The organism is Bradyrhizobium sp. USDA 4341 (genome assembly GCF_054063755.1).
In genome coordinates this window covers 600,516-626,987 of record NZ_JBSSGO010000002.1, presented here as the reverse complement: position 1 = coordinate 626,987, position 26,472 = coordinate 600,516, and the positions used below count along the sequence as shown (strand labels likewise).

Below are 26,472 nucleotides of genomic sequence, written 5' to 3'. Positions count from 1 at the left end.
CAGTGACGATATCTGGGCACCGCAACACCAAAAACGTCGTGGCGATCAAGCCGGGAGGATTCCAATGTTGCACCTGAACAGGCCCATCGTGTCGTTTCTGCTCTGCCTGTTCGGCCTCATCGCTGTGACGCGATCTGCAACTGCGGAAATCACCAAAATCGAATTCACGTCGAAACAGCCGTACGGCACGTTTCGTGTAGGCGAGTACGTGATTTGGCAAGGTCGCATCCACGGCGACCTATCACCGCAAGAGGCCATTCCGGGAATCGACAAGGCGCCGCGCAATGAACGCGGGCGCGTCGACTACGCCGCGAAGATCATTCTCATGATGCCGGCGGCTGCCCGCGGGCGAAACGGCGCATTGCTGGTGGACGTACCCAACCGCGGCCTGGCCAACGCGGAGATGCTCTATAACTCGCCGCGCGATATACCCTTCCTCTTCGGCACACTGGAGCAAGGCACGGGCTTTCTCCAGGACCACGGCTTCACGGTCGCAGAGGTTTATTGGGAGCTCGGACAGGGCGCGGACCTGCCTTCGTTCGCCGACGGCGACGGCAAGACTCACTACGTCGAGGGGGTGGGCTTTGCGATCGTGCGCGATGCCGCGGACTTCCTCGCGCATGCGGCTGCCGACGGCGCCGGAACACTCAACCCGCTCAACGGCGCGATCAATCGCGTGCTCGCGAGCGGCAGGTCCCAGGATGGACGGTTCCTGAAGTCCTTTCTGCTGAACGGCTTCAACATGGTGGGCGATCGGCGCGTCTTCGATGGAATGCATGTTTTTGTTTCGGCAGCCGGCCTTCTTCCGATCCTTCAGACGGGCCTTGGGCCAACGTCGAGCGCCGAGGGAGCTCCCACATTCGACAATCCGGATTTTCCCGGCGTGAATGACGGACCTCTCACGATCGGCGAGATCACGGCTAAGGTTGAGGCGCGCGGCGAAGTACCGCCGAAAATGCTGTTGGTCAGCTCCACCACGGACTACTACTCGCTGCGGGCTTCGCTCGGTCGCACCGGCGCGTCCGGGACCGCGGATCAGCCGCTGCCTGCCAATGTGCGGATGTACGACATCGCCGGTGGGTCGCATGTGATCGTTCCCAAGGCGCCGGCGGCCTGCAAGTTGCCGCCCGGCCGTATCGATTGGGCCCCGCTGTCGCGAGCCCTGCTGCTGCACCTTGATGCATGGGTCGGTCGCAACGCCGAGCCGCCCGCGAGCGAACTGATGCCACTCGAGCCTGCGAGCGGCGAGCCACCCGCGCTGCGTGCCCCGAGCCGGCTCTCGGCCGCCGTGATCCAGGTGCCGAAGCGCGATCAGGATGGCAACGCGCTCGGCGGCGTGCGGCTGCCCGATCACGCGGTGCCGACCGGCACGAATGGCGGGCAGAACCAGCCGCAGACATTCACCTGCATGCTGGTTGGATCGTTCTCGCCGTTTGCGGCAACCAAGGCGGAGCGAGAACGCACGGGCGACGCCCGCCCGTCGATCGAGGAACGCTACCACGGCCGCGACGATTATGTGAACCGGATCCGGATCGCCGCGCTGGACCTCGTGACGCGCGGCTTCATGCTGCCGGAAGATGCGGCGGTGATCGTTCAGGAAGCCGCGTCGAGCAAACTGTTCGCGCCCGCGCCTGCGAATGACGCGCCACGCTGAGGGACGTCCGGATCACCTGGCGCTTGCTTCTCCTAGACGACCGGTCTATTAGATTTTTTATGAGCAAGACGTTGCCTCTTCGCCGCCGCGGGCGACCACCGAAAGAGCTTGCCGGCTTTAGCGCGACCCGTGACGCGCTGGTCCGTGCAGGTGTCGTCATGCTGACGGAGAAGGGCTATTCCGCGACGGGAATCGAGGAAGTCTTGCGTAGCGTCGACGTGCCAAAGGGTTCGTTCTACCACTACTTTCCGAGCAAGGAAGCGTTTGGAGCGGAACTGATCGACAGCTACGCTGCCTATTTTTCGCGGAAGCTCGACAGCTTCTTCCTGAACGAGCAACACCCCCCGCTGGAGAGGCTTAGGGGTTTTACCGACGATGCTGCGTTTGCCATGAAGCGCTTCCGTTATACGCGCGGCTGTTTGGTCGGCAATCTTGGCCAGGAGATGGGCGCACTTCCACAATCTTTTCGTCAGCAACTGTTCGCCGTGTTCATCGACTGGCAGCAGCGCACAGCCAAGTGCTTGAGGTCTGCTCAAACCATGGGTGCGATCTCGTCCAGCCACGATTGCGATTGGCTTGCCGAATTCTTCTGGATCGGCTGGGAGGGCGCGGTCCTGCGCGCCAAACTCGAGCGCCGTTCCGACCCGCTTCACTCCTTCTCGAAAGGCTTTTTCAAGCTCCTCAGTAAATGAGCCTTTTTGTCATTGAGTCGTTCAATATCAAACAATCGTTTCGCTGTGCGGAATTGTTTCGGGGATTTTTCTGGGGATTTGGTGCAGCATTCGGCGACAAACGGCTGCGTCGGGCGAGGAAAACTGGCGATCCCGGCAGGATTCGAACCTGCAACCCGCGGAGTAGAAATCCGCTACTCTATCCAGTTGAGCTACGGGACCGTGGCCGCCTTGTAGCACCCGCAATATGAAAAATCCGCCTTTCCGCCAAGTCCGTCCGAACCGATTTTTGTGGTCGGACGACAAAGGCGAGCAGGGGTCCCGTCCTGCGGTGGCCTGACCAGCCCGCCGAGCCGGCATCATGCTGCCGCCGGGGCCGGTCGAAGGAATGTCGGCAATGCAATCTGCGACGTTTTCGTCCATTCATGTCAGCGCCTTCACTCCGTCACCTTTTCGCGCATTTTTTAACCCCAACGCGGCGGTCGACCGCGGGGCGTCCAGGAGCTCCATCATGATCGGATTGGTTCGTGCGGCCGCAATTTGCGCCACGCTGGCGCTCGGCTTGGTGAGCGCCCAGGCTGCGGACAAGGCCTTCAAGCGCGACGATCTCGCGGATTCCGCGATCAAGCTGGAGGCCCAGATCAAGAGCGAGGCGGGCGCGGTCAACAAGTCGGCCGCGACCTTGCGCACCGACGCGGACGCAGCCTTCAGGCGCAATGATTTCCGCGGCGGGCTCACGATCCTCGGCCAGATCGCGGCAACCGCGCCCGAGGACGGCGCCAACTGGCTGCGGCTTGCCAAGACCGTCTTCCAGATCCGGTCGGCCAGCTCCAGCGAACAGACCTTCCTGATGGAGCGCGCCTCCACGGCCGCTTACATCGCCTATCAGCGCGCCGGCAATGCGGGCGAGGAGGCCGATTCGTTGGCCGTGCTCGGCAAGGCGCTCGCGGAACGCAAGCTGTGGCGTCCGGCGCTCGACGCGCTGCGGCTGTCGCTCGACCTGCGCGAGGTCGCCGATGTCCGGGGCCAGTATGAGAAGATGCGCGACGAGCACGGCTTCCGGCTGCTCGATTATACCGTCGATTCCGACGCGGCCTCGCCGCGGGCCTGCTTCCAATTCTCCGAGGAATTGGCCAAGCGCGTCGACTTCGCGCCGTATCTCGCACTGGCCGGCACCGACAAGCCGGCTTTGTCGGCAGAGGGCCAGCAGCTCTGCGTCGACGGGCTGAAGCACGGCGAGCGCTACAACATCAATCTGCGCGCCGGCCTGCCATCGACCGTCAAGGAGACCCTGCCGAAATCCGCCGAGTTCAACATCTATGTCCGCGACCGCAAGCCGTTCGTGCGGTTCACCGGGCGCGCCTATGTGCTGCCGCGGACCGGCCAGCGCGGTATCCCGGTGGTCAGCGTCAACACACCGGCGGTCACGGTCAACGTGTTCCGGATCGGCGACCGCAACCTGATCAACACCGTGATCGATAGCGACTTCCAGAGCACGCTGAGCCGCTATCAGCTCTCCGATCTCGGCGACCAGCGCGGCGTCAAGGTGTGGTCCGGCGAGCTTGCCACCGCCACCACGCTGAACCAGGACGTCGTCACCGCATTTCCGGTCGACCAGGCGCTCGGCGACCTGCAGCCGGGTGTCTATGTCATGACCGCCGCGGCCAAGGGGCCGGGCAGTGACGACGACGGCACGCTGGCCACTCAATGGTTCATCGTCTCCGACATGGGCCTGTCGGCGTTCTCCGGCAACGACGGTATCCACGTCTTCGTCAACTCGCTGGCCTCCACCGAAGCGGTTGCCAATGCCGAAGTGAAGTTGGTCGCCCGCAACAACGAGATCCTGGCCACCCGCAAGACCGATGCAGCGGGCCATGTGCTGTTCGAGCAGGGGCTGGCGCGCGGCGAGGGCGGATTGTCGCCGGCACTGCTGACGGTGGCGGGCGAGAAGGCCGACTATGCCTTCCTCAGCCTGAAGACCAATGCCTTCGACCTCACCGACCGCGGCGTCGCAGGGCGCGCAATCCCGGCCGGCGCGGACGCCTTCGTCTACGCCGAGCGCGGCGTCTACCGCTCCAACGAGACCGTTTATCTGACCGCGCTGCTGCGCGACGGACAGGGCAACGCCCTGACCGGGACACCGCTGACCATGGTGATCGAGCGGCCCGACGGCGTCGAATTCCGCCGCACCGTGCTGCCCGACCAGGGTGCCGGCGGCCGCATGCTGGCGGTGGCGCTGAACTCCGCAGTGCCGACGGGGACCTGGCGGGCGCGCGTCTTTACCGATCCCAAGGGCTCGTCGGTTGGCGAGACCACCTTCATGGTCGAGGACTACATCCCCGAGCGGATCGAATTTGACCTGACCAGCAAGGAGAAGGTGATCAAAGCTGAAGTTCCTGTGGAACTTCAGGTTTCCGGCCACTTCCTCTATGGCGCCCCGGCCTCCGGCCTGCAGCTCGAAGGCGACATGCTGGTCGCGCCAGCAGCAACCGGCCGGCCCGGCTATGCCGGCTACCAGTTCGGCGTCGACGACGAGCAGACCGCGAGCAACGAGCGGACCCCGATCGAGGACCTGCCGGAGGCCGATGCCAACGGCGCGGCGAGCTTCCCGGTCAAGCTCGAGAAGCTCCCGGCCTCGACCCGGCCGCAGGAGGCCCAGATCTTCATCCGCATGGCGGAGACCGGCGGCCGTTCGGTCGAGCGCAAGATCGTGCTGCCGGTCGCCCCTGCGGCCTCGCTGATCGGCGTCAAGCCGCTGTTCGGCGACAAGAGCGTGGCCGAGGGCGACAAGGCCGAGTTCGACGTCGTGTTCGTCGCGCCCGACGGCAAGCAGCTGTCGCGCAACGGACTGCGCTACGAGCTGTTGAAGCTGGAGTCGCGTTACCAGTGGTACCGACAGAATTCGTCCTGGCAGTATGAGCCGGTCAAATCGACGCGCCGCGTCGCCGACGGCGACGTCAATCTCGCGGCCGACAAGCCGATGCGCCTGACCTTCCAGCCGCAGCCCGGCCGCTACCGGCTCGATGTGAAATCGACCGATGCCGACGGTCCGGTGACTTCGGTGCAGTTCGACGTCGGCTGGTACTCCGACGGCAGTGCCGACACGCCCGATCTGCTCGAAACCTCGATCGACAAGCCGGAATATCAGTCCGGCGACACCATGACGGTGTCGGTCAACGCGCGCACCGCCGGGAAGCTCACGGTCTATGTGCTGGGCGACCGCCTGCTGACGACCCAAAGCGTCGATGTCAAGGAGGGCACCCAGCAGGTCAAGCTCCCGGTCGGCAAGGACTGGGGCACCGGCGCTTACATCATGACGACGCTGCGCCGTCCGCTCAACGCCGCTGCCGGGCGCATGCCGGGCCGCGCGATCGGGCTGAAATGGTTCGGGATCGACAAGAAGACACGCACGCTGGCCGTCGAGCTCTCGCCGCCCGCACTGGTGCGGCCGGGCACGGCGCTGAAGATCCCGGTCAAGCTCGGCGGGCTCAATCCCGGCGAGGACGCCAAGGTGGTGCTGGCTGCGGTCGATGTCGGCATCCTCAACCTGACCAACTACAAGCCGCCGGCGCCGGATGACTATTATCTCGGCCAGCGCCGCCTGACCGCCGAGATCCGCGACCTCTATGGCCAACTGATCGACGGCATGCAGGGCACCCAGGGCCAGATCCGCAGCGGCGGTGACGCCGCCGGTGCCGAGCTGCAGGGCTCGCCGCCGACGCAGAAGCCGCTCGCGCTCTATTCCGGTATCGTCACGGTCGGCCCCGACGGCACTGCCGAGGTGAGCTTCGACATCCCCGAATTCGCCGGCACCGCGCGGGTGATGGCGGTGGCGTGGAGTGCCACAAAACTCGGCCGCGCCAATGTTGATGTGATCGTGCGCGATCCCGTGGTGGTGACCGCGACATTGCCGCGTTTCCTGCTGACCGGTGACAAGGGCACCATCAGCATGGATATCGACAATGTCGAAGGCGCCGCCGGCGATTACGCCGTCAGCGTCAAGGCGAGCGGCCCGATCAAGGCCTCGGGCAATCCGACCACGACCGTGAAGCTCGCCGCCAAGCAGCGCACCTCGCTGTCGCTCGGCCTCGAGGCCGGCGGCGCAGGGCGCGCCGATTTCGACGTCGACATTTCAGGGCCGAACGGGATGACACTGGCACGGCACTATGCGCTCGACGTCAAGCCGGCGACCCAGGTGCTGGCGCGCCGCTCGATCCGCACGCTGGCGAAGGGAGAGAGCCTGACGCTGACCTCCGACATGTTCTCCGATCTCGTGCCGGGCACCGGCAGCGTCTCGGTCTCGGCGAGCCTGTCGACCGCGCTCGATGCGGCGAGCATCCTGAAGGCGCTCGACCGCTACCCTTATGGTTGCTCGGAGCAGATCACCAGCCGTGCGTTGCCGCTGCTCTATGTCAACGATCTCGCCGCCGGCGCCCATCTTGCGATGGACACCGCGGTCGACCAGCGCATCCGCGATGCGATCGAGCGGCTGCTGGCGCGACAAGGATCAAATGGCTCGTTCGGCTTGTGGTCAGCAGGCGGCGACGACGCCTGGCTCGACGCCTACGTCACCGACTTCCTGACCCGGGCCCGTGAAAAGGGCTTTGCGGTGCCGGACGTGCTGTTCAAGAACGCACTCGACCGCGTCAGGAATTCGGTGGTCAATGCCAACGAGCCGGAGAAGGACGGCGGCCGCGATCTGGCCTACGGCCTCTACGTGCTCGCACGCAACGGCGCCGCGCCGATCGGTGACCTGCGCTATCTCGCCGACACCAAGCTGAACAATCTGGCGACGCCGATCTCCAAGGCGCAGCTCGCCGCGGCGCTGGCGCTGGTCGGCGACAAGGCGCGGGCGGAGCGGGTCTATGGCGCCGCGCTCGACGCGCTGAACCCCAAACCGGTGATCGAGTTCGGCCGGGTCGATTACGGCTCGGCGCTGCGCGATGCCGCGGCGCTGGTTTCACTCGCGGGCGAGGGCAATGCGCCGCGCACGACGCTGACGCAGGCCGTGCTGCGGGTGGAAGCGGCGCGGGGGCTGTCGCCTTACACATCGACGCAGGAGAATGCGTGGATGGTGCTGGCGGCACGCGCGCTCGCAAGGGAGACGATGGCGCTCGACATCAACGGCCAGCCGGTCAAGACCGCAGTCTATCGCAGCTACAAGGCCGAGGAGATGACGGGCCAGCCGCTCAAGATCACCAATACTGGTGATGCGCCGGTACAGGCGGTGATCTCGGTGTCGGGCTCGCCGGTGACGCCGGAACCCGCGGCCTCCAACGGCTTCAAGATCGAGCGCAGTTATTTCACGCTCGACGGCAAGCCGGCTGACGTCACCAAGGCGAAACAGAATGACCGCTTCGCGGTTGTGCTGAAGGTGACGGAAGCCAAGCCGGAATTCGGTCACATCATGGTGGCCGACTATCTGCCGGCCGGGCTTGAGATCGACAACCCGAACCTGGTGTCGTCAGGCGATTCCGGCACGCTCGAGTGGATCGAGGATGGTGTCGAGCCGAAGAACACCGAGTTCCGCGATGACCGCTTCACCGCGGCGATCGACCGGGGCGCCAACGACAAGTCGGTGTTCACGGTCGCCTATGTCGTGCGTGCGGTGTCGCCGGGCAAATACGTTCTGCCGCAGGCCTATGTCGAGGACATGTACAACCCCTCGCGCTACGGCCGCAGCGGCACCGGCGCGGTCGAGGTGAAGCCGGCGAAATGAGTGATCGTGGAATGAGCAAGGACGCGCGTCCAAAACTCTTCTCGTCATGGCCGGGCTTGACCCGGCCATCCACGGACGCGTCCTCGCGAACGAAAGACGTGGATGCCCGGGTCAAGCCCGGGCATGACAAGCGCGGTGGGCGGCTGGCGCTTCGCGTCGTTGCCGCAATGGCCGTCGTGTTCGTCGCGATCGCCGGCGCGTTCGCCGCCTGGGTCGCCTCGCTCGGGCCGCTGCCGCTTGCGCAAGCGCAGCAGGTCTCGACCACCGTCATCGACCGCAACGGAAAACTGTTGCGCGCCTATGCGATGGCGGATGGGCGCTGGCGGCTACCGGTGGACGCCAAGGCATCGGTCGATCCCACCTATCTGAAGCTGTTGTTCGCCTATGAGGACAAGCGCTTCTACGCGCACCACGGCGTCGATCCGCTGGCGCTGTCGCGGGCCGGATTCCAGCTGCTCACAAGCGGCCATATCGTCTCGGGCGGTTCGACGATCACGATGCAGCTGGCGCGGCTGATCGAGCCGCGGCACCAGCGCTCGGTCTACGCCAAGCTGCGGCAGATGGTGCGGGCGGTTGAACTGGAGCGGCAGCTTTCGAAAGACCAGATCCTCGACCTCTACCTTGCGCTGGCGCCGTTCGGCGGCAATCTCGAGGGCGTGCGCGCCGCCTCGATCGCCTATTTCGGCAAGGAGCCGAAGCGGCTCTCGCTTGCCGAGGCCGCACTGCTCGTGGCGTTGCCGCAATCGCCGGAGCGGCGGCGGCTCGATCGCTATCCGGAAGCCGCCCACGCCGCGCGCGACCGCGTGCTCGACCGCATGGTCGAGGACGGCGTGGTGTCGAAGGACGACGCCGCGCAGGCCAGGGCAACGCCAGTGCCGAAGTTGCGCAAGCAGATCCCGATCCTGGCGCCGCATTCGTCCGATCAGGCGATCGCGACGATGAAGGATGCGCCCGTCATCAAGCTGACGTTGGACGCCACGCTGCAACGGAACCTGGAGGCGCTGGTGCGCGATCGCGCCATCGCGCAGGGGCCGGACGTTTCGGTCGCGATCGTCGTGGTCGACAACGAGACGGGCGACGTGCTCGCGCGCGTCGGCTCGGCGGATTATTTCGACGAACGGCGGGCCGGGCAGGTCGACATGACGCGCGCGGTGCGCTCGCCGGGCTCGACGCTGAAGCCGTTCATTTACGGCCTCGCCTTCGAAGACGGCTTTGTCCATCCCGACAGTCTGATCGAGGATCGGCCGATCCGCTTCGGCTCCTATGCGCCGGAAAATTTCGACATGACGTTCCAGGGCACGGTGCCGATCCGCAAGGCGCTGCAATTGTCGCTGAACGTGCCGGCGATCGCGCTGCTCGACCGCGTCGGCGCCAGCCGGCTATCGTCGCGGCTGAAGCAGGCCGGCACCAACCTCGTGCTGCCGAAGGACGAGGCGCCGGGCCTTGCGATGGGCCTCGGCGGCGTCGGCATCACGTTGCAGGATCTCGCCCAGCTCTATTCCGGCCTGGCGCGGCTCGGTGCGACCAAGCCGTTGCGCGAGATCGTGCAGCCGAATGACGGCCGCGACACGATGCGGCTGATGGATCAGGCGGCGGCCTGGCAGGTCGGCAACGTCCTGCTCGGCACGCCGCCGCCGGAGAACGGCGTGCACAACCGGATCGCGTTCAAGACCGGCACCAGCTACGGCTATCGCGATGCCTGGTCGGTCGGCTTCGACGGCCGGATCACCATCGGCGTCTGGGTCGGCCGTCCGGATGGCGCGCCGGTGCCGGGCCTGGTTGGGCGTACGGCGGCGGCGCCGATCCTGTTCGACGCCTTTGCGCGCACCGGCAAGATCCCGGCGGCGTTGCCGAAGCCGCCGCGGGGCGTGCTGGTCGCCTCCAACGCGAAACTGCCGCCGCCGCTGCGCCGGTTTCGGCCGCTCGGCGAACTGGTTCGCAGCGGCAACGACCAGGCGCCACATATCCAGTTTCCGCTGAACGGCTCACGCATCGACGTCGATCAGTCCGAGGGCGGCAGCCATGCGGCGATGCCGGTCAAGGTCGCCGGCGGGGTGCTGCCGCTGACGGTACTCGTGAACGGTGTCTCAGCCGGGGACATCGACAGCCGGCGGCAGCGCCTGATCGACCCGCCCGGGCCGGGCTTCGCGCGGCTGACCGTCATCGACGCCACGGGGGCAGCGGATACCGTTGTGATCCGCGTGCAATGATCACGCGGGAAAGCGGAACAGCACGGTTGTTTGCGCTGCGGTTTCATCGTATGCGAAACCCATGGTGGATAGCCTCCAACCCCGGCGCTTCGGAGCAGGGCAACAGTCTGTAAAACCTGCGCATTCGAGCCGCAGGCTGTTCATGGCGTTCGAGTTCGCGACGGCCAGCCAATGGCGTTCGATCCTGTTCCTGATGCTGACCTGCCTGGTGCTGTTCCTGCCGGGCTTCTTCACCATCCCGCCGATCGACCGTGATGAGGTTCGCTTTGCCCAGGCGACCAAGCAGATGGTCGAGAGTGGCGACTTCGTCGATATCCGCTTCCAGGATGACGTCCGCTACAAGAAACCGGTCGGCATCTACTGGATGCAGGCGGCGGCGCTGAAGACGATCTCCGCGCTCGGGGTGCCGCGCGCCCAGGTCCGCATCTGGGTGTACCGCCTGCCGTCCCTGATCGGCGCCATCGGCGCCGTTTTGCTGACCTATTGGACGGCGCTTGCCTTCGTGACGCGACAGGGCGCGGTGCTGGCTGCCTTGATGATGGCAAGTTGCGTGCTACTCGGGGTCGAAGCGCGGCTCGCCAAGACCGACGCCATGCTGCTGCTGACGGTCACCGCGGCGTTGGGCGCGATGGCGCGGGTGTATCTGTCCTGGCAACGCGGCGAGGATCCGGCGCATCCATCATGGGCGCCGCCTGCGATCTTCTGGACGGCGCTGGCGGTCGGCATCCTGCTCAAGGGCCCGCTGATCCTGATGTTCGTCGGCCTTGCCATGGCCGGGCTTGCGATCCTCGATCGATCGGCGGCCTGGTTCTGGCGCATGCGCCCGGTCTGGGGCCTGATGTGGACCCTGGTGCTGGTGCTGCCGTGGTTCGTGCTGATCTTCCTGCGCGCCGGCGAAACCTTCTTTGCCGACTCCGTCGGCGGCGACATGCTGAGCAAGCTCGGCGCACAAGAATCCCATGGCGCGCCGCCCGGGCTCTATCTGCTGCTGTTCTGGATCACGTTCTGGCCCGGCGCGCCGCTCGCCGGCCTGGCGGCGCCGGCGGTCTGGCGCGCGCGCCGCGAGCCGGGTGCCCAGTTTCTGCTGGCCTGGTTGATCCCGTCCTGGATCGTGTTCGAGGCCGTGCTGACCAAGCTGCCGCACTACGTGCTGCCGCTCTATCCGGCGATCGCAATCCTGACCGTCGGCGCGCTGGAGCGGCGTGTGCTGTCGCGTTCCCCCTGGCTGTTGCGCGGCGCTGCCTGGTGGTTCGCTATCCCCGCGTTCGGCGCTGTGCTCGTGATCGTCGGCGCCATCAAGGCGATCCATCAGCCGGTGTTTCCGGCCTGGCCGTTGTTCGCGGTGGCGATGGTGTTCGGCCTGATCGCCTGGTGGATGTTCGAGGATAGCCGCGCCGAGCGCTCGCTGCTCAATGCGGTGATCGCCGCGGCGCTGATGGCGGGCGCCACCTATGGCGTGGTGCTGCCGCGGCTCACCACCGTGTTTCCGAGCCAGGAGGTCGCGCGCGCGTTGCGCAACGTGACCTGCGTCGGCCCGAAGGCGGCGGCTGCCGGCTTCCACGAGCCGAGCCTCGTGTTCATGACCGATACCTCGACGCTGCTCACCGACGGATCGGGCGCCGCGGATTTCCTGGGGCAGGGCTCCTGCCGCTTCGCGCTGGTCGAACAGCGCTCCGAGCGCGCCTTCGTGCAACGCGCCGAGGCGATCGGGCTGCGCTACAACGCGCCGGTGCGGATCGACGGCTACAACATCTCGCAGGGCAAGGCCGTTTCGATCGCGATCTTCCGTTCCGAAGGGACGGAGTGACATGGCGGCGCCGCCAGCCATCGCGGAATCCGCCAACTATTTCGGACGATTGCTGACGCTGGTCTGGCTATCCTTTGCCCAGCTCGTGCGTGCTCCGTCGCATTCGCGCCGGGCCGAGGCGGCGCGACGCTCCGCGCGCCATGGACTCCTGCTCGTCGTCGGCGTTGGCGCCGTGATCATCACGCTGATGTATGCGGTCGATGTCGCCGAGATCAGCCTGATGCCGCCACGCGGCACGCCGGGGCTCTGGTGGGTGAAGACGCTCACTGATTTCGGCAAGGATGAGTATGTGCTGTGCGCGCTTGGTCTGCTGCTGATTGCGGTCGCATTGACGGCACCTGCGCTGCGCGGTGTGCCGCGCGCGACTTTGCTCGGCCTCGGGACGAGGCTGCAATACCTGTTCCTGTCGGTGGTGTTGTCGGTGGCGGTCGGTGAGCTGATCAAGTGGATCGTCGGCCGCGGGCGACCGTTTGTCGGCGGCAAGGCCAATGCTTTCAACTTCCAGCATTTCGCCGGCACCGAGGCCTATTCGAGCTTTCCGTCGGGACATTCGATCACGGCATTTGCGCTGGCCTTCGCCGTGTCGGCAGTGTGGCCACGTGCACGGGGCGTGATGCTGGTCTATGCGCTGACCATCATCGCGACACGGCTTGTGCTGCTGGCCCATCATCCGAGCGACGTGGTGGCCGGCGCGCTGGTTGGCGTAATCGGCGCAATGGCCGTGCGCTACTGGTTCGCCGCCCGCCGCCTTGGTTTCGCCATTGATCGGGATGGCACCGTGTTGGCGCTGTCAGGACCGTCGGAAGAGCGCCTTAAAAGGGTTGCGAGGAACGCCTTCGCCCCATAAAAGCGGTCGCCCGATGGCCGGATCGGGCGGGTTCCATCCGCTGCCAACACCAACCACGAGTGCCGATTTGCCTGCTTCCGACCAGACGCCGGTCGCCGTTTCCATCGTCGTGCCTGTGCGCAACGAGGCGGACAATATCGCGCCGCTGATCGCCGAGATCGCGGCGGCGCTCGACGGACGCTGGGCCTACGAGATCGTCTACGTCAATGACGGCTCGACCGATGCCACCGGCGAACGGCTGCGCGCGATCATGGCGCAGCGGCCCAATCTCCGGCAGCTCCGCCACACCGTCTCGTCGGGCCAGTCAGCCGCCGTGCGCAGCGGCGTGCGCGCCGCGCGCGGGGCGATCGTGGCAACGCTTGACGGGGATGGCCAGAACGATCCGGGCTTCCTGCCCAACCTGATCGCGGCGATCGAGAGCGGCAATGGCCGGGTTGGCCTCGCTGCGGGCCAACGTGTCGGACGCAAGGACACCGGCTTCAAGAAGCTGCAATCGCGGATCGCCAACGCCGTGCGCGGCATCATCCTGCGCGACGGCACCCGCGACACCGGGTGCGGCCTGAAGGCGTTTCCGCGCGAGGTGTTTCTGGCGATGCCCTATTTCGACGGGTTGCATCGTTTCCTTCCGGCGCTGGTCCGTCGCGAGGGACTGGCGATCGCCTATGTCGATGTCGTCGACCGCCCGCGCCATTCCGGCGTGTCGAATTATGGATTCTTCGACCGGCTCTGGATCGGGATCATGGATCTCGGTGGCGTGTGGTGGCTGATCCGCCGCAAGAAGCCGACGCCGGTCGTCACTGAAGTGACAGGCACTGAAGTGCCTGATGTGACCGAGGTGAAGTGATGCTGATTCAGTTCGGCCAGGCGCTCAGCGCCTATTTCTACGAAGTGTTCATCGCCAAGTTCGACTTCTGGCTGGCGTTCGGCCTGATCGCGCAATTGTTCTTCACCGCGCGCTTCCTGGTGCAGTGGATTTCCAGCGAGCGCGCCGGCCAGAGCGTGGTGCCGATGGCGTTCTGGTTCTTCTCGATGGGCGGCGGTTTGATGACGCTGATCTATGGGTTCGCCAAACGCGAGCCTGTCATCATCATCGGGCAGGGTCTCGCGACGCTGATCTACATCCGCAACATCATGCTGATCGTGAAGAACCGCGGCAAGGCGTCGAAGACGCTCGACAGCTGATCGTCGTGGTCGTCAGTGCGACGAGCGGTATGCTGGGCCTCCTCGGCAAACTCGACGGAGTCCAGCACCGGGCTCCGCTCGACATTGTGATCGAAACAAAACGACGGTCAAACAATCGCCCCAAGGCGTATGGCATCTACGCTTCGTTGTGGGCGTGGCTGCATCCCGAGACCATGCGCCAAGGGATGAGGGGCGTTGATGACCGGCCGTGGCGAACCGACCAGAGCGCGTGGTTATCCATCGAGCGTCCGTGATGTCCCGATGCTTGACGAGCCGCCGCTGACCGGCGAGCGCGGCCTGCCGGATCGGCGTGCAGTCAGTATGCGCTGGATGGCGGGGACGATTCTGATCGGGACCGCGGCCGTCGCGCTCCTTGGTGGCGCGCTGCGCGGTGCATTCGGCTATCGCACGCGATTCGCAGCATCGCCGGTCGTTTCACTTCCGCGCTTCACCGGGCAAGTGGTTGACGAGGCGCGGCGCGGCGATCGTCTGGATCGGAGACCAGGCTCGCAAGGCAGTCCCTCGGCGCTCAAGATCGAGCAGCTGAGCGATGCCGGCTCGGTCCGTCGATTTACCCGTGTGTCAGCGCGGCTCGCGGAGATCGATCCCGAACCACAACAGGACCATCGTCGCGAAGCACCGGCAGACGGCAAGGACGAGCAGCGAGCGAACGCGCAATTGCTGTCGGAGTTACCAGCCATCATCCGGGCGGGTCCATCACGCCGCGGGCTGCCGGGCCGCACCAGCGCCTATGCCGACAGTGAAGATGTGCCGCAGCCGCATTCTCCGATCGGGGAGGCTGTCAACGTAACCAACCTTCCGAAGTCGCCTTCCTCGTCGCGTCACCATCGACATGTCGTTATCGCGAGGAGCGGTGACACGCTGTCCGCCATTCTGCGGGCGTTGGCCGCGGCAGCGGAGGACGCTCCGGCGATCCTTGCCGCTTTCCCGTCGCCTGGCAGTCAAGAGACGCTGTCTGGTGGCGAGAAGATCACGATCATCGAACAAGACGGAGACCCCGGGTCGCCGCGCGGCCATGTCGCGAAATTGTCGATCGAACGGCCAGACTCAGGAGTGTCCGCTGTCGGTCGCACCGATAGCGGACAGTACCAGGCGATCGTGCCGGAACAGCCGGATGTCGTCGTGTCGAACGGGAAATTGTTGCGTCAGTCGATCGACACCCACTCCGTCCCCGGCGAGACGCTACGTGACGGGCTTAACGCGCTTGCACGCTCAAATCACGTCGACGAGGGGATCGTTGCTGAACTGATGCGGCTTTGCGGCCGCGATTTCGACCTCGACGAGCCTCTCGGCGACGCCGACGTCGCCAACATCATCTATGCTCCCAACGAAATTGGCCAGCCGGAGCTGGTCTTCATCGACTTGACGGCCGGCGCGCAGGCGCGCCGCTACTATCGCTTCACGGCCCCGGATGACGGCAGCTCCGATTTCTACGATGAGGATGGTCAGTCCATCACTAAATTCCTGTTGCGCAAGCCGGTGGTCAGCGGCCGCCTTGGCGACGGCTTTGGTTGGCGCATCCATCCGATCCTCGGCGACCGCCGCTTCCATGAGGGTGTCGATTTTGCAGCGCCCTATGGTTCGCCGATTGCGGCCGCGGGCGCCGGCGTCGTCGAGACCGAAGGCTACGAGCACGGCTACGGGAAATATATCCGCGTGCTGCATGATCGCGGCTATGAGACCACCTATGCCCACGTCGCGAGCTTCCCGCCCGGGCTGAAGATCGGAGACCGCGTTCGTCAGGGCGAGACGATTGCCTATGTTGGATCGACCGGGCTCTCGACCGGACCGCATCTCTATTACGAGGTGCGGATCAACGGCCATAACGTCGATCCGCTGCGGATGAAATTGTCAGGCGGCCGGCTGCTGCAAGGCGACCTGCTTGGGGCTTTCGATCGCCAGCGGGACAGCATCAACCAGCTCGCGGCGGCCTCCGCGTTTCCGCAGCGGCCGCCTGGATCCGAACACGGGCCGCCTACGTAGCCTTCGAAGGCACGTCTGATCAAAGCCGCCCGGGCGCCGGCAGTTCGGCCGCCTCGACCGCATTCTGGCGATCGGCCGCGGTCTCGCCGGCGGCGTCGAGCACGGGATAGGCGACCGAGCAGATGTGCGAATGGATGCGGCGAAGGTCGCGCAGCACGTCGAGATGCAGCGAGGTGGTCTCGATGGTCTCGGGCCGGCCTTCGCGCAGGCGCTCCAGATGGCGCTCGACGGCGGCGAGTTCCGCCGCGCGCAACGCCGCCTTCTCGGTGAGCAGCTTGCGCGCCTCGGCGGCGTCGCCCGACATGAACACGCCGAACGCGAGCCGCAGCGAGTCGATCGTGCGCTTGTGGAACGCCGACAATTCCTCGGCGCCTTCGGCCGAGAATTGCAGGCGATGCTTGATCTTCTTGGTCGCGAGCTCGCTGAGATTCTTGTCGATGATGTCGCCGATATGCTCGAGATTGATCGCGAACGCGACGATCTCCATGGCGCGCTGACCCTCGCGCTCGTCCAGGCTGCCCCGGGTGAGCTTCGTGACGTAAAGCTTGATCGCCTCGTTCAGCCGGTCGACGGTGTTGTCCATCTTCGACACCTGGTCGACCATTGCGCGATCGTTGGTCAGCATCGCCGTCATCACCTTGCGCAACATGGCCTCGGTGTGGTCGCCCATATGCAGCACCTCGCGCGCGGCATCGGCCAGCGCGAGTGAAGGCGTCTCCAGCGCGCTTTCGTCGAGATAGCGTGGCCGTGACGGATCGGTCTCCTGCGCCCGCTTGGGCAACAGCCGCTCGAGCAGACGCGCCAAGTGGTCGAGTATGCCGATGAACAGCAGCGCCGTCGCAACGTTGAAGGCAATGTGGAACAGCGCGGTCGCCTTGGCGAGATCCGGCTGCCAGGCGTAGATGTGCTCGGTGATCGGGCGCAGGAACGGCGCCACCAGCAGGATACCGACGACGCGGTTGACGAGGTTGCCGACCGGCAGCCGGTAGCTCGCCGGATTGTCGCGCCGCGCCCCCTCCATCAACGGATTGACGGCGCTGCCGAGGTTGGCGCCGAGCACGAGCGCGAACGCGGCATAGGGCGAGATGAACTGCGAATAGGCCAGCGACATTACCAGCAGCACGCTGGCGACGCTGGAATGGACCAGCCAGGTCACGACCGCGCCGATCAGGATGCAGAGCACGGGATCGCCGGTGATCGCGTTCAGGAACACGCGGACGCCTGGGGCATTCTCGGCCGGCGCCATCGTATCGAGCAGGATATGCAGCGCGAGCAGCATCAGGCCGAGGCCGATCGAGACGCGGCCGAGATCCTTGATCCGGGAGCGCGGCCCGCTGCGGAATGCGACGAGGCCGACGATGAACAGCACCGGCGCCACGGCTGCGACGTTGAACGACAGCACCTGCACGATCAGCGTGGTGCCGATATTGGCGCCGAGCATGATCGCAAGCGCCGGCACCAGGCTGACGATCTCCTCGGCGGCGAAGGAACTGGTGATCAGGGCGGTCGCGGTCGAGCTCTGGAGCAGGGCAGTCAGGCCGAAGCCGGCGCCAAGGGCGGTGAAGCGGTTGTTCAGCGCCCGGGCCAGCAACAGCCGCAAATCGGGCCCGAAGGCCCGCAGAATCCCGCTGTGGACCATATGCAGGCCCCACAGCAGGAGCGCGACGCCCCCCATCAGATCAAGCAGAACAAGACTTCCCATGCTTCCTGGATATCCCGGCAAATTCGAGTCGAAGGGGTCACGCTATCGTCAAATGACCTGGGATCAACCCCTTTTTGTTCCCGTTGGAACCGGCTTGTCGGAAGGGCCTGTAACGAGCGCGGCCGCCAAATGAGGCACTGAGGTCACTGGAGCCGGTAAACGAATCTCGAACATGACCGCTCAATTGCGATTGGTTCCGCTAGGCAGTTTCCAATCTTTCCCCGTTATGACGGTGGGAACGAGAAGCTGTCCAGCCGAGAAGCTATCCAGAAAAGGGCTTGGGGATCAGGATGTTTGTCAATCGCCGCAAGAGCGAACGCCGTGAGTGCCGGAGCGTCGCCAAAATTCAGTTGGGCACAGGGTCGCTGCCGCGCGACTGCATGATCACCGATATCTCGGCTGGCGGCGTCAAGGTGATCGCTGAATATCTGGAGATTCCGCCGGAATTCACCATCATCCTGTCGAGCGGCAGTCCGCGTCAGTGCCGCCTGGCCTGGCGGATCGGGCACGAATTCGGCGCCCAGTTCGTCGACTGATCCAGCCGGCAGGCTGGCGGTTCGCGCCGCGTCCGGCACCGCTTCTTGGCCGGATGACGGCGAGATGATGGCATCCTTAACCGGAACTTAGGGTTAAGCTGTGAGCATCCCGGAACCTTCGCTGTTCCGAGTCTCATTGATGTCTGACAAACTACCCCGACCTTCAGGCCGTATGCACCGTCTCGCCGGCTCGGTATCGGCTGCGATTCTGCTGATCGGGCTGTCCGCCTGTCAGACCTCGGGTCCGTCCGACATCACTGGGTCATTGGGCGATACGGCGGAATCCACGCCGGCCCCAGCCGACCCGCGGCGCGACATCGCGACCTATCACGAGCGCGTCCGCGCCAACCCCAAGGATACGGACTCCGCGCTGAAATACGCCCGGGCGCTGCGCGCCACCGGCCAGCGGGCGCAGGCGGTCGCGGTCATGGAGCAGGCGGTGCTGGCGCAGCCCAGCAACAAGGCGCTGCTCGCAGGCTACGGACGGGCGCTCGCCGACAACGGCAATTTCCAGCAGGCATTCGACGTGCTCGGGCGCGCCCACACCCCGGAAGACCCTGACTGGCGCATCCTGTCGGCGCAGGGCGCCGTGCTCGATCAGCTCGAGCGCCACGACGAGGCCCGCCAATATTACGCGAGCGCCCTGAAGATCGTGCCTGACGATCCATCGGTGCTCTCCAATCTCGGCCTGTCCTATCTGCTGTCGAAAGATCTGCCGAAGGCCGAGGAAACGCTGCGCCGGGCCCGGGATCGCGCGCCCGACGACATGCGGGTGCGCACCAATCTCGCCGTCGTGGTCGGCCTGCAGGGCCGCCAGGCCGAGGCTGAGACCATCATGAAGGCCGATCTGCCGCCCGATCAAGGATCGGCCAATGTCACCGCGCTGAAGCGGCTGTTGACGCGCAGGGACGCAAGCCGCAGCGATACGGACAAGATCCCGGTCGCGGCCAGCCGCCGCGACTAGAGCGTTCTCACGCGAAAGTCTGGAAGGCTAGCCGGCGGCGCGGCGTCCATCGCTTCGACGCGACTGCAGCTTCCTGAGGATCGGCGACAGGAACGACTCGCGCGTCTCGGCGAGATCGGGGCGGCCGGTGAGGCGTTGCGCGATCTGCAGGAAGGTCTTGGTGGTGCGGTGACGCGCGGAGACTTCCGCGATCATCTGACCGTTGTTGGCGGCTTCACCGAACAACCTGGAATCGAACGGGATGGTCGCGATCGGCTGGCTCTCGATCGTCTTGGCGAAGTCCTTGACCTCGATCTCGGGACGCTTCGACATGCCGACCTGGTTCAGGCAGTAGAGCGGCGGGCGGTCGTTCGGACGTGCGGTCCGCAACAGGTTCATCATGTTCTTGGTGTTGCGCATGTTGGCGAGGTCCGGCTCGGCGACGATCAGGATGTCGTCGGCGCCGACCAGCACGCGTTTGGTCCAGGCGGTCCATTGATGGGGAACGTCGAGCACGATGCAGGACGTGGTCATGCGCATCGTATCGAAGATCGCATCGAATGCTTCGGCGCCGAAATCGTAGACCTGGTCGAGCGTGGCCGGTGCCGCCAGCAGGCTCAGGTGATCGCCGCATTTTGCCAGCAGGCGCTCCATGAAGGCACTGTCCGGGCGCTCGGGCGAGAACACGGCGTTGGCGATACCCTGCGTCGGATCCTGGTTGTAGTCGAGGCCGGCGGTGCCGAAGGCGAGGTCGAGATCGACCACGACCGAATCCAGCCCGAGGTCGCGCGCGATGGTCCAGGCGACATTGTGAGCGATGGTCGAGGCGCCGACGCCGCCTTTGGCGCCCGCGACCGCGATCAGGCGGCCCACAGAGACTGCTTCCGAGGACGAGAACAGGCCGCAGATCGAGCGCACGATGTCGAGCACCTTGACCGGCCCGATGACGTAGTCGTTGACGCCGCGCCGGACCAATTCGCGATACGGTGCAGTCTCGCCGGGCATGCCGAGCACGACGACGCGGGTGCCGGGATCGCAGACCGTGGCGAGTTCGTCGAGACCGGCGAGCAAATCAATGTCCGGCTCGGTCTCCAGCATGATGACGTTGGGCGTCGGCGCCTTGTGATAGGCGTCGATGGCGGCGGCGATGCCGCCCATATGGACGGAGAGGTGAGCCTTAGCGAGCCGGCGGTCTTCGGCGGCGGCGCGCGCCGTCGTGGCGGTCGCGACGCTGGCGCAGAAGGCCTGCACGGAAATCCGTGGCGCCGGCGCGATGTGGTCGTTGGCGTGCTGTGGCTCGTCTTGTTGTTCGGTCATTTCCCGGCGTCGCTCAGCTTGGCTCTATCGGCTTCGGGGTAGGTGGTCGCGGTGGACTCACCCTTGCCGTATTTCTGGAACGCGACCGACCGGCGCGGCGTGTAGGATGCGGTTTCGGTCCGCGGCTGCACGAGGTCGGACGGATTGGCGACCATCGCAGCCAAATTGTGCTGCGTGGCGCAGCCGAAATTGTCCCACTGCTTGTTCTCGTTGTAGCTGGGATTGTAGATCGAGGGACCCAGGTCGCTCGGCCACAAGCCGCAGGGTCCGGCGACCGCGGCCATCTTCGAATAGCTGAGGCGAATAGTCGGCAGCGCGCGCGGATCGTCGACGCGATAGGAACGCCTGACGATGGCGTGGGCGGGCACGCCCATCGACGCCAGCACGCCGCGGATTTCCTGATACACCGCCTGCGCCGAGCGCGCGTTCGAGGTGTCGGCCGGGACGTCGACCGCGATCGCGCCGGTGCCGTCGCGGCGCCAGGTGCGGGCCATCCCCATGACGTCGTCGCGTTGCGTTTCGGTGAGATTGCCGCGGGCGCGCCCCACGAACACGACGATCGACTGCTCGCCTTCGGTGACGGCGATCGGATGCCGTTGCCGGTAGTCGTCGGGCACTGTGCCGGTCGCAATATTGTCGCCGGTCAAATTGCAGCCGCCGAGCGCGATCGCGGTGGCGACGAGGGCGCCGGACAGCGACAGCGTCCTCGCATGGCCGGCTCGTGTGTTGCGTGTCATCATGGCATCCCCCAACTCTTCAGCGCCTCAGTCGATGATGAAGCCGAAATTGACCGGCGTGGCGCCGATCGGCTCGGCACGGGCGGCAACGCCGTAGATGCGATTGACGCGCGCCAGCAGCGCCGACTGCGCGTCGGAGGCCGGGGCGAACCCGTCATCGGGACGGGACAATTCCTTCTGCGCAACCGCGCGCACCACGTAGGGCGTCACGATGACCATGAGCTCGGTCTCGTTGTTGACGAAGTCCTGGCTCCTGAACAGCTGTCCGAGGACCGGGATCTGATCGACGCCAGGCATTCCGTTGATGGCCTGCTTGGTCTGCTCCTGGATCAATCCGGCCATCGCGATCGAGCCGCCGGAGGGCACTTCCAGCGTGGTATCGGCGCGTCGGGTCTTGATCGACGGAATGGTCGTGCCGCCCTGGCCGCCGGTCAACGCGTTGTCCATCGAGACTTCGGAAACCTCGGTCATCACCTTCAGGCTGATGCGCCCCTCGGACAGCACCACCGGGGTGAAGTTGAGCGAGATGCCGAACTTCTTGAAGCTGACGGTCTGGACGCAATTCCCGATCGTGCCTGTCGACGAGGTCTGACAGGTGACGCCGGTCGGAATGGGAAACTCGCCGCCTGACACGAAGGTCGCGGACTCGCCGGAGATCGCCGTGAGGTTGGGCTCGGCCAGCGTCTTCACCACGCCCGCGCTCTCCATCGCGCGCAGCGTCGCGGTGACGGTCGGCACGCCGAGCTTGTTCAGGGCCGCGCCGGTCAGCACGTTGTTGGCGAGCGGTCCGTTGTTGGCGGTGAAGGCGTTGGTGTTGTTGAAGACGACCGCAGCGGTACCGTAGTTCATGTTGGCACTGAGATCGACGCCGAGCTGCTTGACGACGTCGCGGCGCACTTCGGCGACCGTGACCTTCAGCATCACCTGGTCGCGGCCGCGCACCACGATGGAGTTGACGACCTTGTCGGGGCCGCCGACGAGCTTGGCGGCGATGTCGCCGGCCTGCTGGGCCTCGACCGGGCTTGCCACCGTGCCGGTCAGCACCACGCTCTCGCCGACGCCCTCGATCTGGACGCCCGGCAGCATCTGCTTCAGCGCGGCACGCATGCCGTTGAGATCGCGCTTGATCGCGATATCGTAGGACGCGACCTGGTTGCCGTCGGCGTCGAAGAACACCACGTTGGTCTGGCCGACCGCGGCGCCGATGATATAGGCGCGCTGGGCAGAGCGGATCACGGCGTTGGCGATCTTGGGATCGGCGACCAGAACGTCCTTGGCCTCGCGCGGCAGGTCGACCACCACCGACTTGCCGACGCCGAGCGAGACGAAGCGCGTCTTGGCGGCGATGCTGCTCGTCACCGCGACGTCCGCGTTCTTGTCGGGATCGGTCGCGCTGGCGAGGGCAGGGATCAGCATCAGGGCGGTGACCGCCGAGACTGACAGCGAGCGGACCAGCGTGGTCCGCCTCGCCAGTTGTTTTGCAGCAATTGTCATGTCGAAGCCCCCATCACTTCTGTGTCGTCTGAGAGCTCGGGATGCCGAAACGCACCACCCGAATGCTCTCGCCCCGCTTCGGGGCCTGATCTCTGGTCTCGTCGGTCTTCTCGTTGACGTCGGCGATGCTGCGCAGCGCCAGCGCCAGCGTGCCGCTCTGCCGTGCCCGCGCGAGCGTCTCGGCCTGTTCGGGCTTGAGCTCGAGGGTCACGGTCTTGCCGATGAGGGAGTTGTTGCCGTCCTTCTCTTTCGGTGCCTGGTCGATCGCCAGCACTCGGACGTTGGACAGCAGGATTTCGGTGGTGATGATGTCGCGGCTGCCCTGTTGCTGGTCGGGATTCTTGTCGCGTCGCGACAGGATTACGTCGACGCGGTCGTTCGGCAGGATGAAGCCGCCGGCGCCGGTCTCCGGCGAGATTTCCGTGGAGATCGCGCGCATGCCGGTGGGCAGGATCGCGGCCATGAAGCCGCTGCCATTGGCCTTGACCAGTTTCTGCTCGCGGATCGGCTCGCCGATGATGAAGGGAGCGCGTGCGATCGAGCCGATGACGTCGTTCATGGCGTCAGCATTGGTGTCGTGGCGGATGAACGCGCTGCTTGCGGTTTCGGCCGGCCAGCGCTGCCATTGCACGTCTTCAGGCTTGACCGACTGACCGAGCCCGATGTCGGACTTCGCCACCAGCACCTCGACGGTCGGCAGCTGTACCACTGGCGGCGCAACCGGCGCCGGTTTGCGATCGCCAACGCTCGCGAGATACATGGCCGCGAGGCCTGCGACGCCGGCGATGCCGAGGACCACGATGCGTGCCGTCTTCATGCGATTGTCTGAATGCCCTTAACGCAGGGCAGTCACGTCCTTGCGGCACTGACAGCCCTTCCCGGGAGCATCAGTACGGCCGCAAAAGTATAAGGGAACTTGATGGAAGGTCCGGACAATTAAGGGATTGGTGGGGATGGTGAACGGCGAGTTATCGGCGCCGTCGCATCTCCGCAGAATCCCGGAGATCGTGCGCGCGCAACGCGTGCGACGTTAGTCGCAACGCGGCGTCTTGGCCGGTCGGTCGTGGTTAATGTCGTCTAACGCAGCCGGCGTGGAAAGTCAGAGCGCGGCCTTCAACGCGGCAAAACCGCGATCGAGATCGGCCTTGAGGTCGTCGAGATTCTCGAGCCCGATATGCAGCCGCAACGTCGGCCCACCCGGCGACCATTTGGTCGCGCTGCGATAGTCGCTGCAGTCGAACGGGATGGCGAGGCTTTCGAAGCCGCCCCAGGAAAAGCCCATGCCGAACAGCGTGAGCGCGTTGAGCATCGCATCGACCGCGGTCTGCGGCACAGGCTTCAGCACGATGCTGAACAGGCCGGAGGCGCCGGTGAAGTCGCGCTTCCAGATCGCATGCCCCGGGTCGGTCTCCAAGGCAGGGTGCAGCACCCGATCGACCTCGGGCCGCGCGCCAAGCCAGCGCGCGATCTCGAGCCCGGAGCGGTGGTGCTGCGCCAGCCGCACCGACAGCGTCCGGACCCCGCGCAGCGCGAGATAGACGTCGTCGGGGCCGGCGCAGACGCCGAGCAGGCGGATCGCCTCCTGCACCAGCGGCCAGGCCTTCGCATTGGCCGCAATGGTGCCGAACATGATGTCGGAGTGGCCGCCGATATACTTCGTGCCGGCTTGCATGCTGATGTCGACGCCCTGTTCGAGCGAGCGGTGATAGAGCGCCGTCGCCCAGGTGTTGTCGTCGATCATCAGCGCGCCGCGGGCATGTGCCACGGCCGAGATCGCGCGGACGTCGGGCATCTCGAAGGATTGCGAACCGGGGGCTTCAATCAGCACCGCACGGGTATTCGGCTTGAACAGCGTCTCGATGCCGGCACCGATCAGCGGATCGAAATAGCTGGTCTCGATGCCGTAGCGCTTCAGCATGTTGTCGCAGAAATTGCGGGTCGGCCGATAGGCGTTGTCGCACACCAGCAGGTGATCGCCGGCCTTCAGCACGGCGAGCAGCGTGGTGCTGATCGCTGCCAGTCCCGAAGGGGCGAGGCCGACGCCGGCGCATTGCGGGCCCTCCAGCGCCATCAGCACGTCCTGCAGCGCCCGCGTGGTCGGGCTGCCGTGGCGGCCATAGGTAAATTCGGCGCGATGGGCGTGCAGGTCCTCGGCGGTCGGATAGAGCACGGTCGAGCCGTGAAACACCGGCGGATTGACGAAGCCCTTCTGGGCCTTGGTGTCGCGGCCGGCCGTGACCAGGCGGGTCGCGGCGTCGTGCGGGCGGGAGGGCGTGGAGCCGTCGGAGGAGGTCATGGTTTGCTGCCGTTAGATTTTAGACTTTTTGCCGCAGCCGTACCGCGTCGGGAAGACAGGGCCACGCCGGGAGGTGTTACTAACAAGACGTAGAAGACGTGCGTCAACCCCTTGACCCGGCTCGTCAGTCGCTATGTGATGCGCCGCAACTACCAGTCGCCGCACGTTGAGGGGCCTGCCGCGACCTACGATCCGTTGCCTGGCCGGTTTGCACGTCAAACTGACTGTCAGATCAGCATCTTTTGCTGCAAGGGATCATTGGGATGGCCCGTGAACGCGAGGCGATCACAAAGCAAAAACGTCCAACGGACGACCCTGAAAGGCCTACCCATGAAACGCGTATCCCTGGCTATTCTCCTTGCCGCTGCCGTTGCCTTGTCGGTCCAGTCCGCCTCGGCGCAAACCCTCAAGACGGTCAAGGACCGGGGCCAGCTGTCCTGCGGCGTCAGCCAGGGCCTGCCTGGCTTTTCATCACCGGACGACAAGGGGAACTGGACCGGGATCGACGTCGACGTGTGCCGGGCCATTGCCGCCGTGGTGCTCGACGACCCGACCAAGGTCAAGTTCGTGCCGCTGTCGGCCAAGGATCGCTTCACCGCGCTGCAATCCGGCGAGATCGACGTGCTGTCGCGCAACACCACCTGGACGGTGTCGCGCGACACCTCGCTCGGCGCCAATTTCACCGGCGTGACCTATTATGACGGGCAGGGCTTCATGGTGAAGAAGTCGCTGAAGGTCAATTCGGCGCTCGAACTGAACAGCGCGTCGGTCTGCGTGCAGACCGGCACCACGACGGAGCAGAACCTCGCCGACTTCTTCAAGGGCAACAACATGAAGTACGAGGTGATCGCATTCGGCAGCATCGACGAAGCCGTTAAGGCCTATGAATCCGGACGCTGCGACGTCTTCACCGACGACGCCTCCGGGCTCTATGCCAGCCGCCTGAAGCTCGCGAACCCCGCCGATCACATCGTGCTCCCGGAAATCATTTCCAAGGAGCCGCTGGGGCCGATGGTGCGCCACGGCGACGACCAGTGGTTCGACATCGTGAAGTGGACGCTGTTTGCGATGATCAATGCCGAGGAGCTCGGCATCACCCAGAAGAATGTCGACACGATGCTCAAATCGGACAAGCCGGAGATGAAGCGGGTGCTCGGCACCGACGGCAATCTGGGCGAACAGCTCGGCCTCACCAAGGACTGGGTCGTGCGCATCGTGAAGGCGGTCGGCAATTACGGCGAGACCTTCGAGCGCAATGTCGGCACCGGCTCGCCGCTCGGCATCGCCCGTGGCGTCAACAATCTCTGGAACAAGGGCGGGATCCAGTACGCGCCGCCGATCCGCTGATCGGTC

General features: G+C 65.5%; 19 protein-coding genes and 1 tRNA gene. 13 read left to right on the top strand and 7 right to left on the bottom strand.

The features are described 5' to 3' along the window. The first annotated feature begins 64 nt into the window (after positions 1–64). On the top strand, positions 65–1,654 hold the full coding sequence (locus ACVIGB_RS08630) for an alpha/beta hydrolase domain-containing protein (protein WP_456722984.1): 1,590 nt from the start codon (positions 65–67) through the stop codon (positions 1,652–1,654). A gap of 59 nt (positions 1,655–1,713) precedes the next feature. Next, positions 1,714–2,346: an acrylate utilization transcriptional regulator AcuR gene (acuR, locus tag ACVIGB_RS08625; protein WP_223966387.1), complete on the top strand. Its 633-nt coding sequence runs from the start codon at positions 1,714–1,716 to the stop codon at positions 2,344–2,346. A gap of 124 nt (positions 2,347–2,470) precedes the next feature. Here acuR and ACVIGB_RS08620 read toward each other — a convergent pair. Further along, positions 2,471–2,547, bottom strand: a tRNA-Arg gene (locus tag ACVIGB_RS08620). 289 nt (positions 2,548–2,836) lie between these two features. Between ACVIGB_RS08620 and ACVIGB_RS08615 the strand changes: the two genes are divergently transcribed. The 8 genes from ACVIGB_RS08615 to ACVIGB_RS08580 all read left to right on the top strand — a co-directional run bounded on the left by ACVIGB_RS08615 (position 2,837) and on the right by ACVIGB_RS08580 (position 16,094). Beyond that, on the top strand, positions 2,837–8,044 hold the full coding sequence (locus tag ACVIGB_RS08615) for an alpha-2-macroglobulin family protein (protein ID WP_456722985.1): 5,208 nt from the start codon (positions 2,837–2,839) through the stop codon (positions 8,042–8,044). Next, complete coding sequence (pbpC, locus tag ACVIGB_RS08610; protein WP_456722986.1) at positions 8,041–10,254, top strand: penicillin-binding protein 1C; 2,214 nt, start codon at positions 8,041–8,043, stop codon at positions 10,252–10,254. The genes ACVIGB_RS08615 and pbpC overlap by 4 nt, the downstream gene beginning before the upstream one ends. Before the next feature lie 61 nt (positions 10,255–10,315). Next, on the top strand, positions 10,316–12,061 hold the full coding sequence (locus tag ACVIGB_RS08605; RefSeq protein WP_456722987.1) for an ArnT family glycosyltransferase: 1,746 nt from the start codon (positions 10,316–10,318) through the stop codon (positions 12,059–12,061). A 1-nt stretch (position 12,062) separates the two neighbouring features. Then, complete coding sequence (locus tag ACVIGB_RS08600) at positions 12,063–12,908, top strand: phosphatase PAP2 family protein (RefSeq protein WP_456722988.1); 846 nt, start codon at positions 12,063–12,065, stop codon at positions 12,906–12,908. Between the two features lie 67 nt (positions 12,909–12,975). Next, a complete protein-coding gene (locus tag ACVIGB_RS08595) occupies positions 12,976–13,752 on the top strand; it encodes a glycosyltransferase family 2 protein (protein WP_456722989.1) in 777 nt (258 codons plus the stop codon). Continuing rightward, positions 13,752–14,090, top strand: coding sequence for a lipid-A-disaccharide synthase N-terminal domain-containing protein (locus ACVIGB_RS08590; RefSeq protein WP_092114520.1), 339 nt, complete (start codon positions 13,752–13,754; stop codon positions 14,088–14,090). Before ACVIGB_RS08595 ends, ACVIGB_RS08590 begins: the two co-directional genes overlap by 1 nt. Positions 14,091–14,119: 29 nt before the next feature. After that, positions 14,120–14,344, top strand: a complete 225-nt coding sequence (locus ACVIGB_RS08585; RefSeq protein ID WP_456722990.1) for a hypothetical protein — start codon at positions 14,120–14,122, stop codon at positions 14,342–14,344. Between the two features lie 7 nt (positions 14,345–14,351). Further along, positions 14,352–16,094, top strand: a complete 1,743-nt coding sequence (locus tag ACVIGB_RS08580) for a peptidoglycan DD-metalloendopeptidase family protein (RefSeq protein WP_456722991.1) — start codon at positions 14,352–14,354, stop codon at positions 16,092–16,094. 19 nt (positions 16,095–16,113) lie between these two features. On the opposite strand, the gene ACVIGB_RS08575 is transcribed toward ACVIGB_RS08580, so the two are convergent. After that, positions 16,114–17,796, bottom strand: coding sequence for a Na/Pi cotransporter family protein (locus tag ACVIGB_RS08575; protein ID WP_456722992.1), 1,683 nt, complete (start codon positions 17,794–17,796; stop codon positions 16,114–16,116). Between the two features lie 290 nt (positions 17,797–18,086). Here ACVIGB_RS08575 and ACVIGB_RS08570 point away from each other — a divergent pair, with 290 nt between their 5' ends. After that, complete coding sequence (locus ACVIGB_RS08570) at positions 18,087–18,332, top strand: PilZ domain-containing protein (protein ID WP_021079298.1); 246 nt, start codon at positions 18,087–18,089, stop codon at positions 18,330–18,332. Positions 18,333–18,471: 139 nt separating this feature from the next. Further along, positions 18,472–19,296 carry a tetratricopeptide repeat protein gene (locus tag ACVIGB_RS08565; RefSeq protein WP_456722993.1) on the top strand — a complete coding sequence of 275 codons (825 nt, stop codon included), beginning with the start codon at positions 18,472–18,474 and terminating at the stop codon, positions 19,294–19,296. A 27-nt stretch (positions 19,297–19,323) separates the two neighbouring features. Here the strand turns inward: ACVIGB_RS08565 and ACVIGB_RS08560 are convergent, their stop codons facing one another. The 5 genes from ACVIGB_RS08560 to metC form a co-directional block, all read right to left on the bottom strand. Further along, on the bottom strand, positions 19,324–20,592 hold the full coding sequence (locus tag ACVIGB_RS08560; protein WP_092114516.1) for an AAA family ATPase: 1,269 nt from the start codon (positions 20,590–20,592) through the stop codon (positions 19,324–19,326). Beyond that, a complete protein-coding gene (locus ACVIGB_RS08555; protein ID WP_456722994.1) occupies positions 20,589–21,329 on the bottom strand; it encodes a CpaD family pilus assembly protein in 741 nt (246 codons plus the stop codon). The genes ACVIGB_RS08560 and ACVIGB_RS08555 overlap by 4 nt, the downstream gene beginning before the upstream one ends. Positions 21,330–21,356: 27 nt before the next feature. After that, positions 21,357–22,745, bottom strand: coding sequence for a type II and III secretion system protein family protein (locus ACVIGB_RS08550; RefSeq protein WP_456725212.1), 1,389 nt, complete (start codon positions 22,743–22,745; stop codon positions 21,357–21,359). Between the two features lie 91 nt (positions 22,746–22,836). Continuing rightward, entirely contained in the window at positions 22,837–23,640 is an 804-nt protein-coding gene (gene cpaB, locus ACVIGB_RS08545) for a Flp pilus assembly protein CpaB (protein ID WP_092114513.1), read from the bottom strand. A gap of 282 nt (positions 23,641–23,922) precedes the next feature. After that, positions 23,923–25,119: a cystathionine beta-lyase gene (metC, locus tag ACVIGB_RS08540; protein WP_456722995.1), complete on the bottom strand. Its 1,197-nt coding sequence runs from the start codon at positions 25,117–25,119 to the stop codon at positions 23,923–23,925. A 330-nt stretch (positions 25,120–25,449) separates the two neighbouring features. On the opposite strand from metC, the gene ACVIGB_RS08535 reads away from it, so the two are divergent. Then, entirely contained in the window at positions 25,450–26,466 is a 1,017-nt protein-coding gene (locus tag ACVIGB_RS08535; RefSeq protein WP_456722996.1) for an amino acid ABC transporter substrate-binding protein, read from the top strand. The last annotated feature ends 6 nt before the right edge of the window (positions 26,467–26,472 follow it).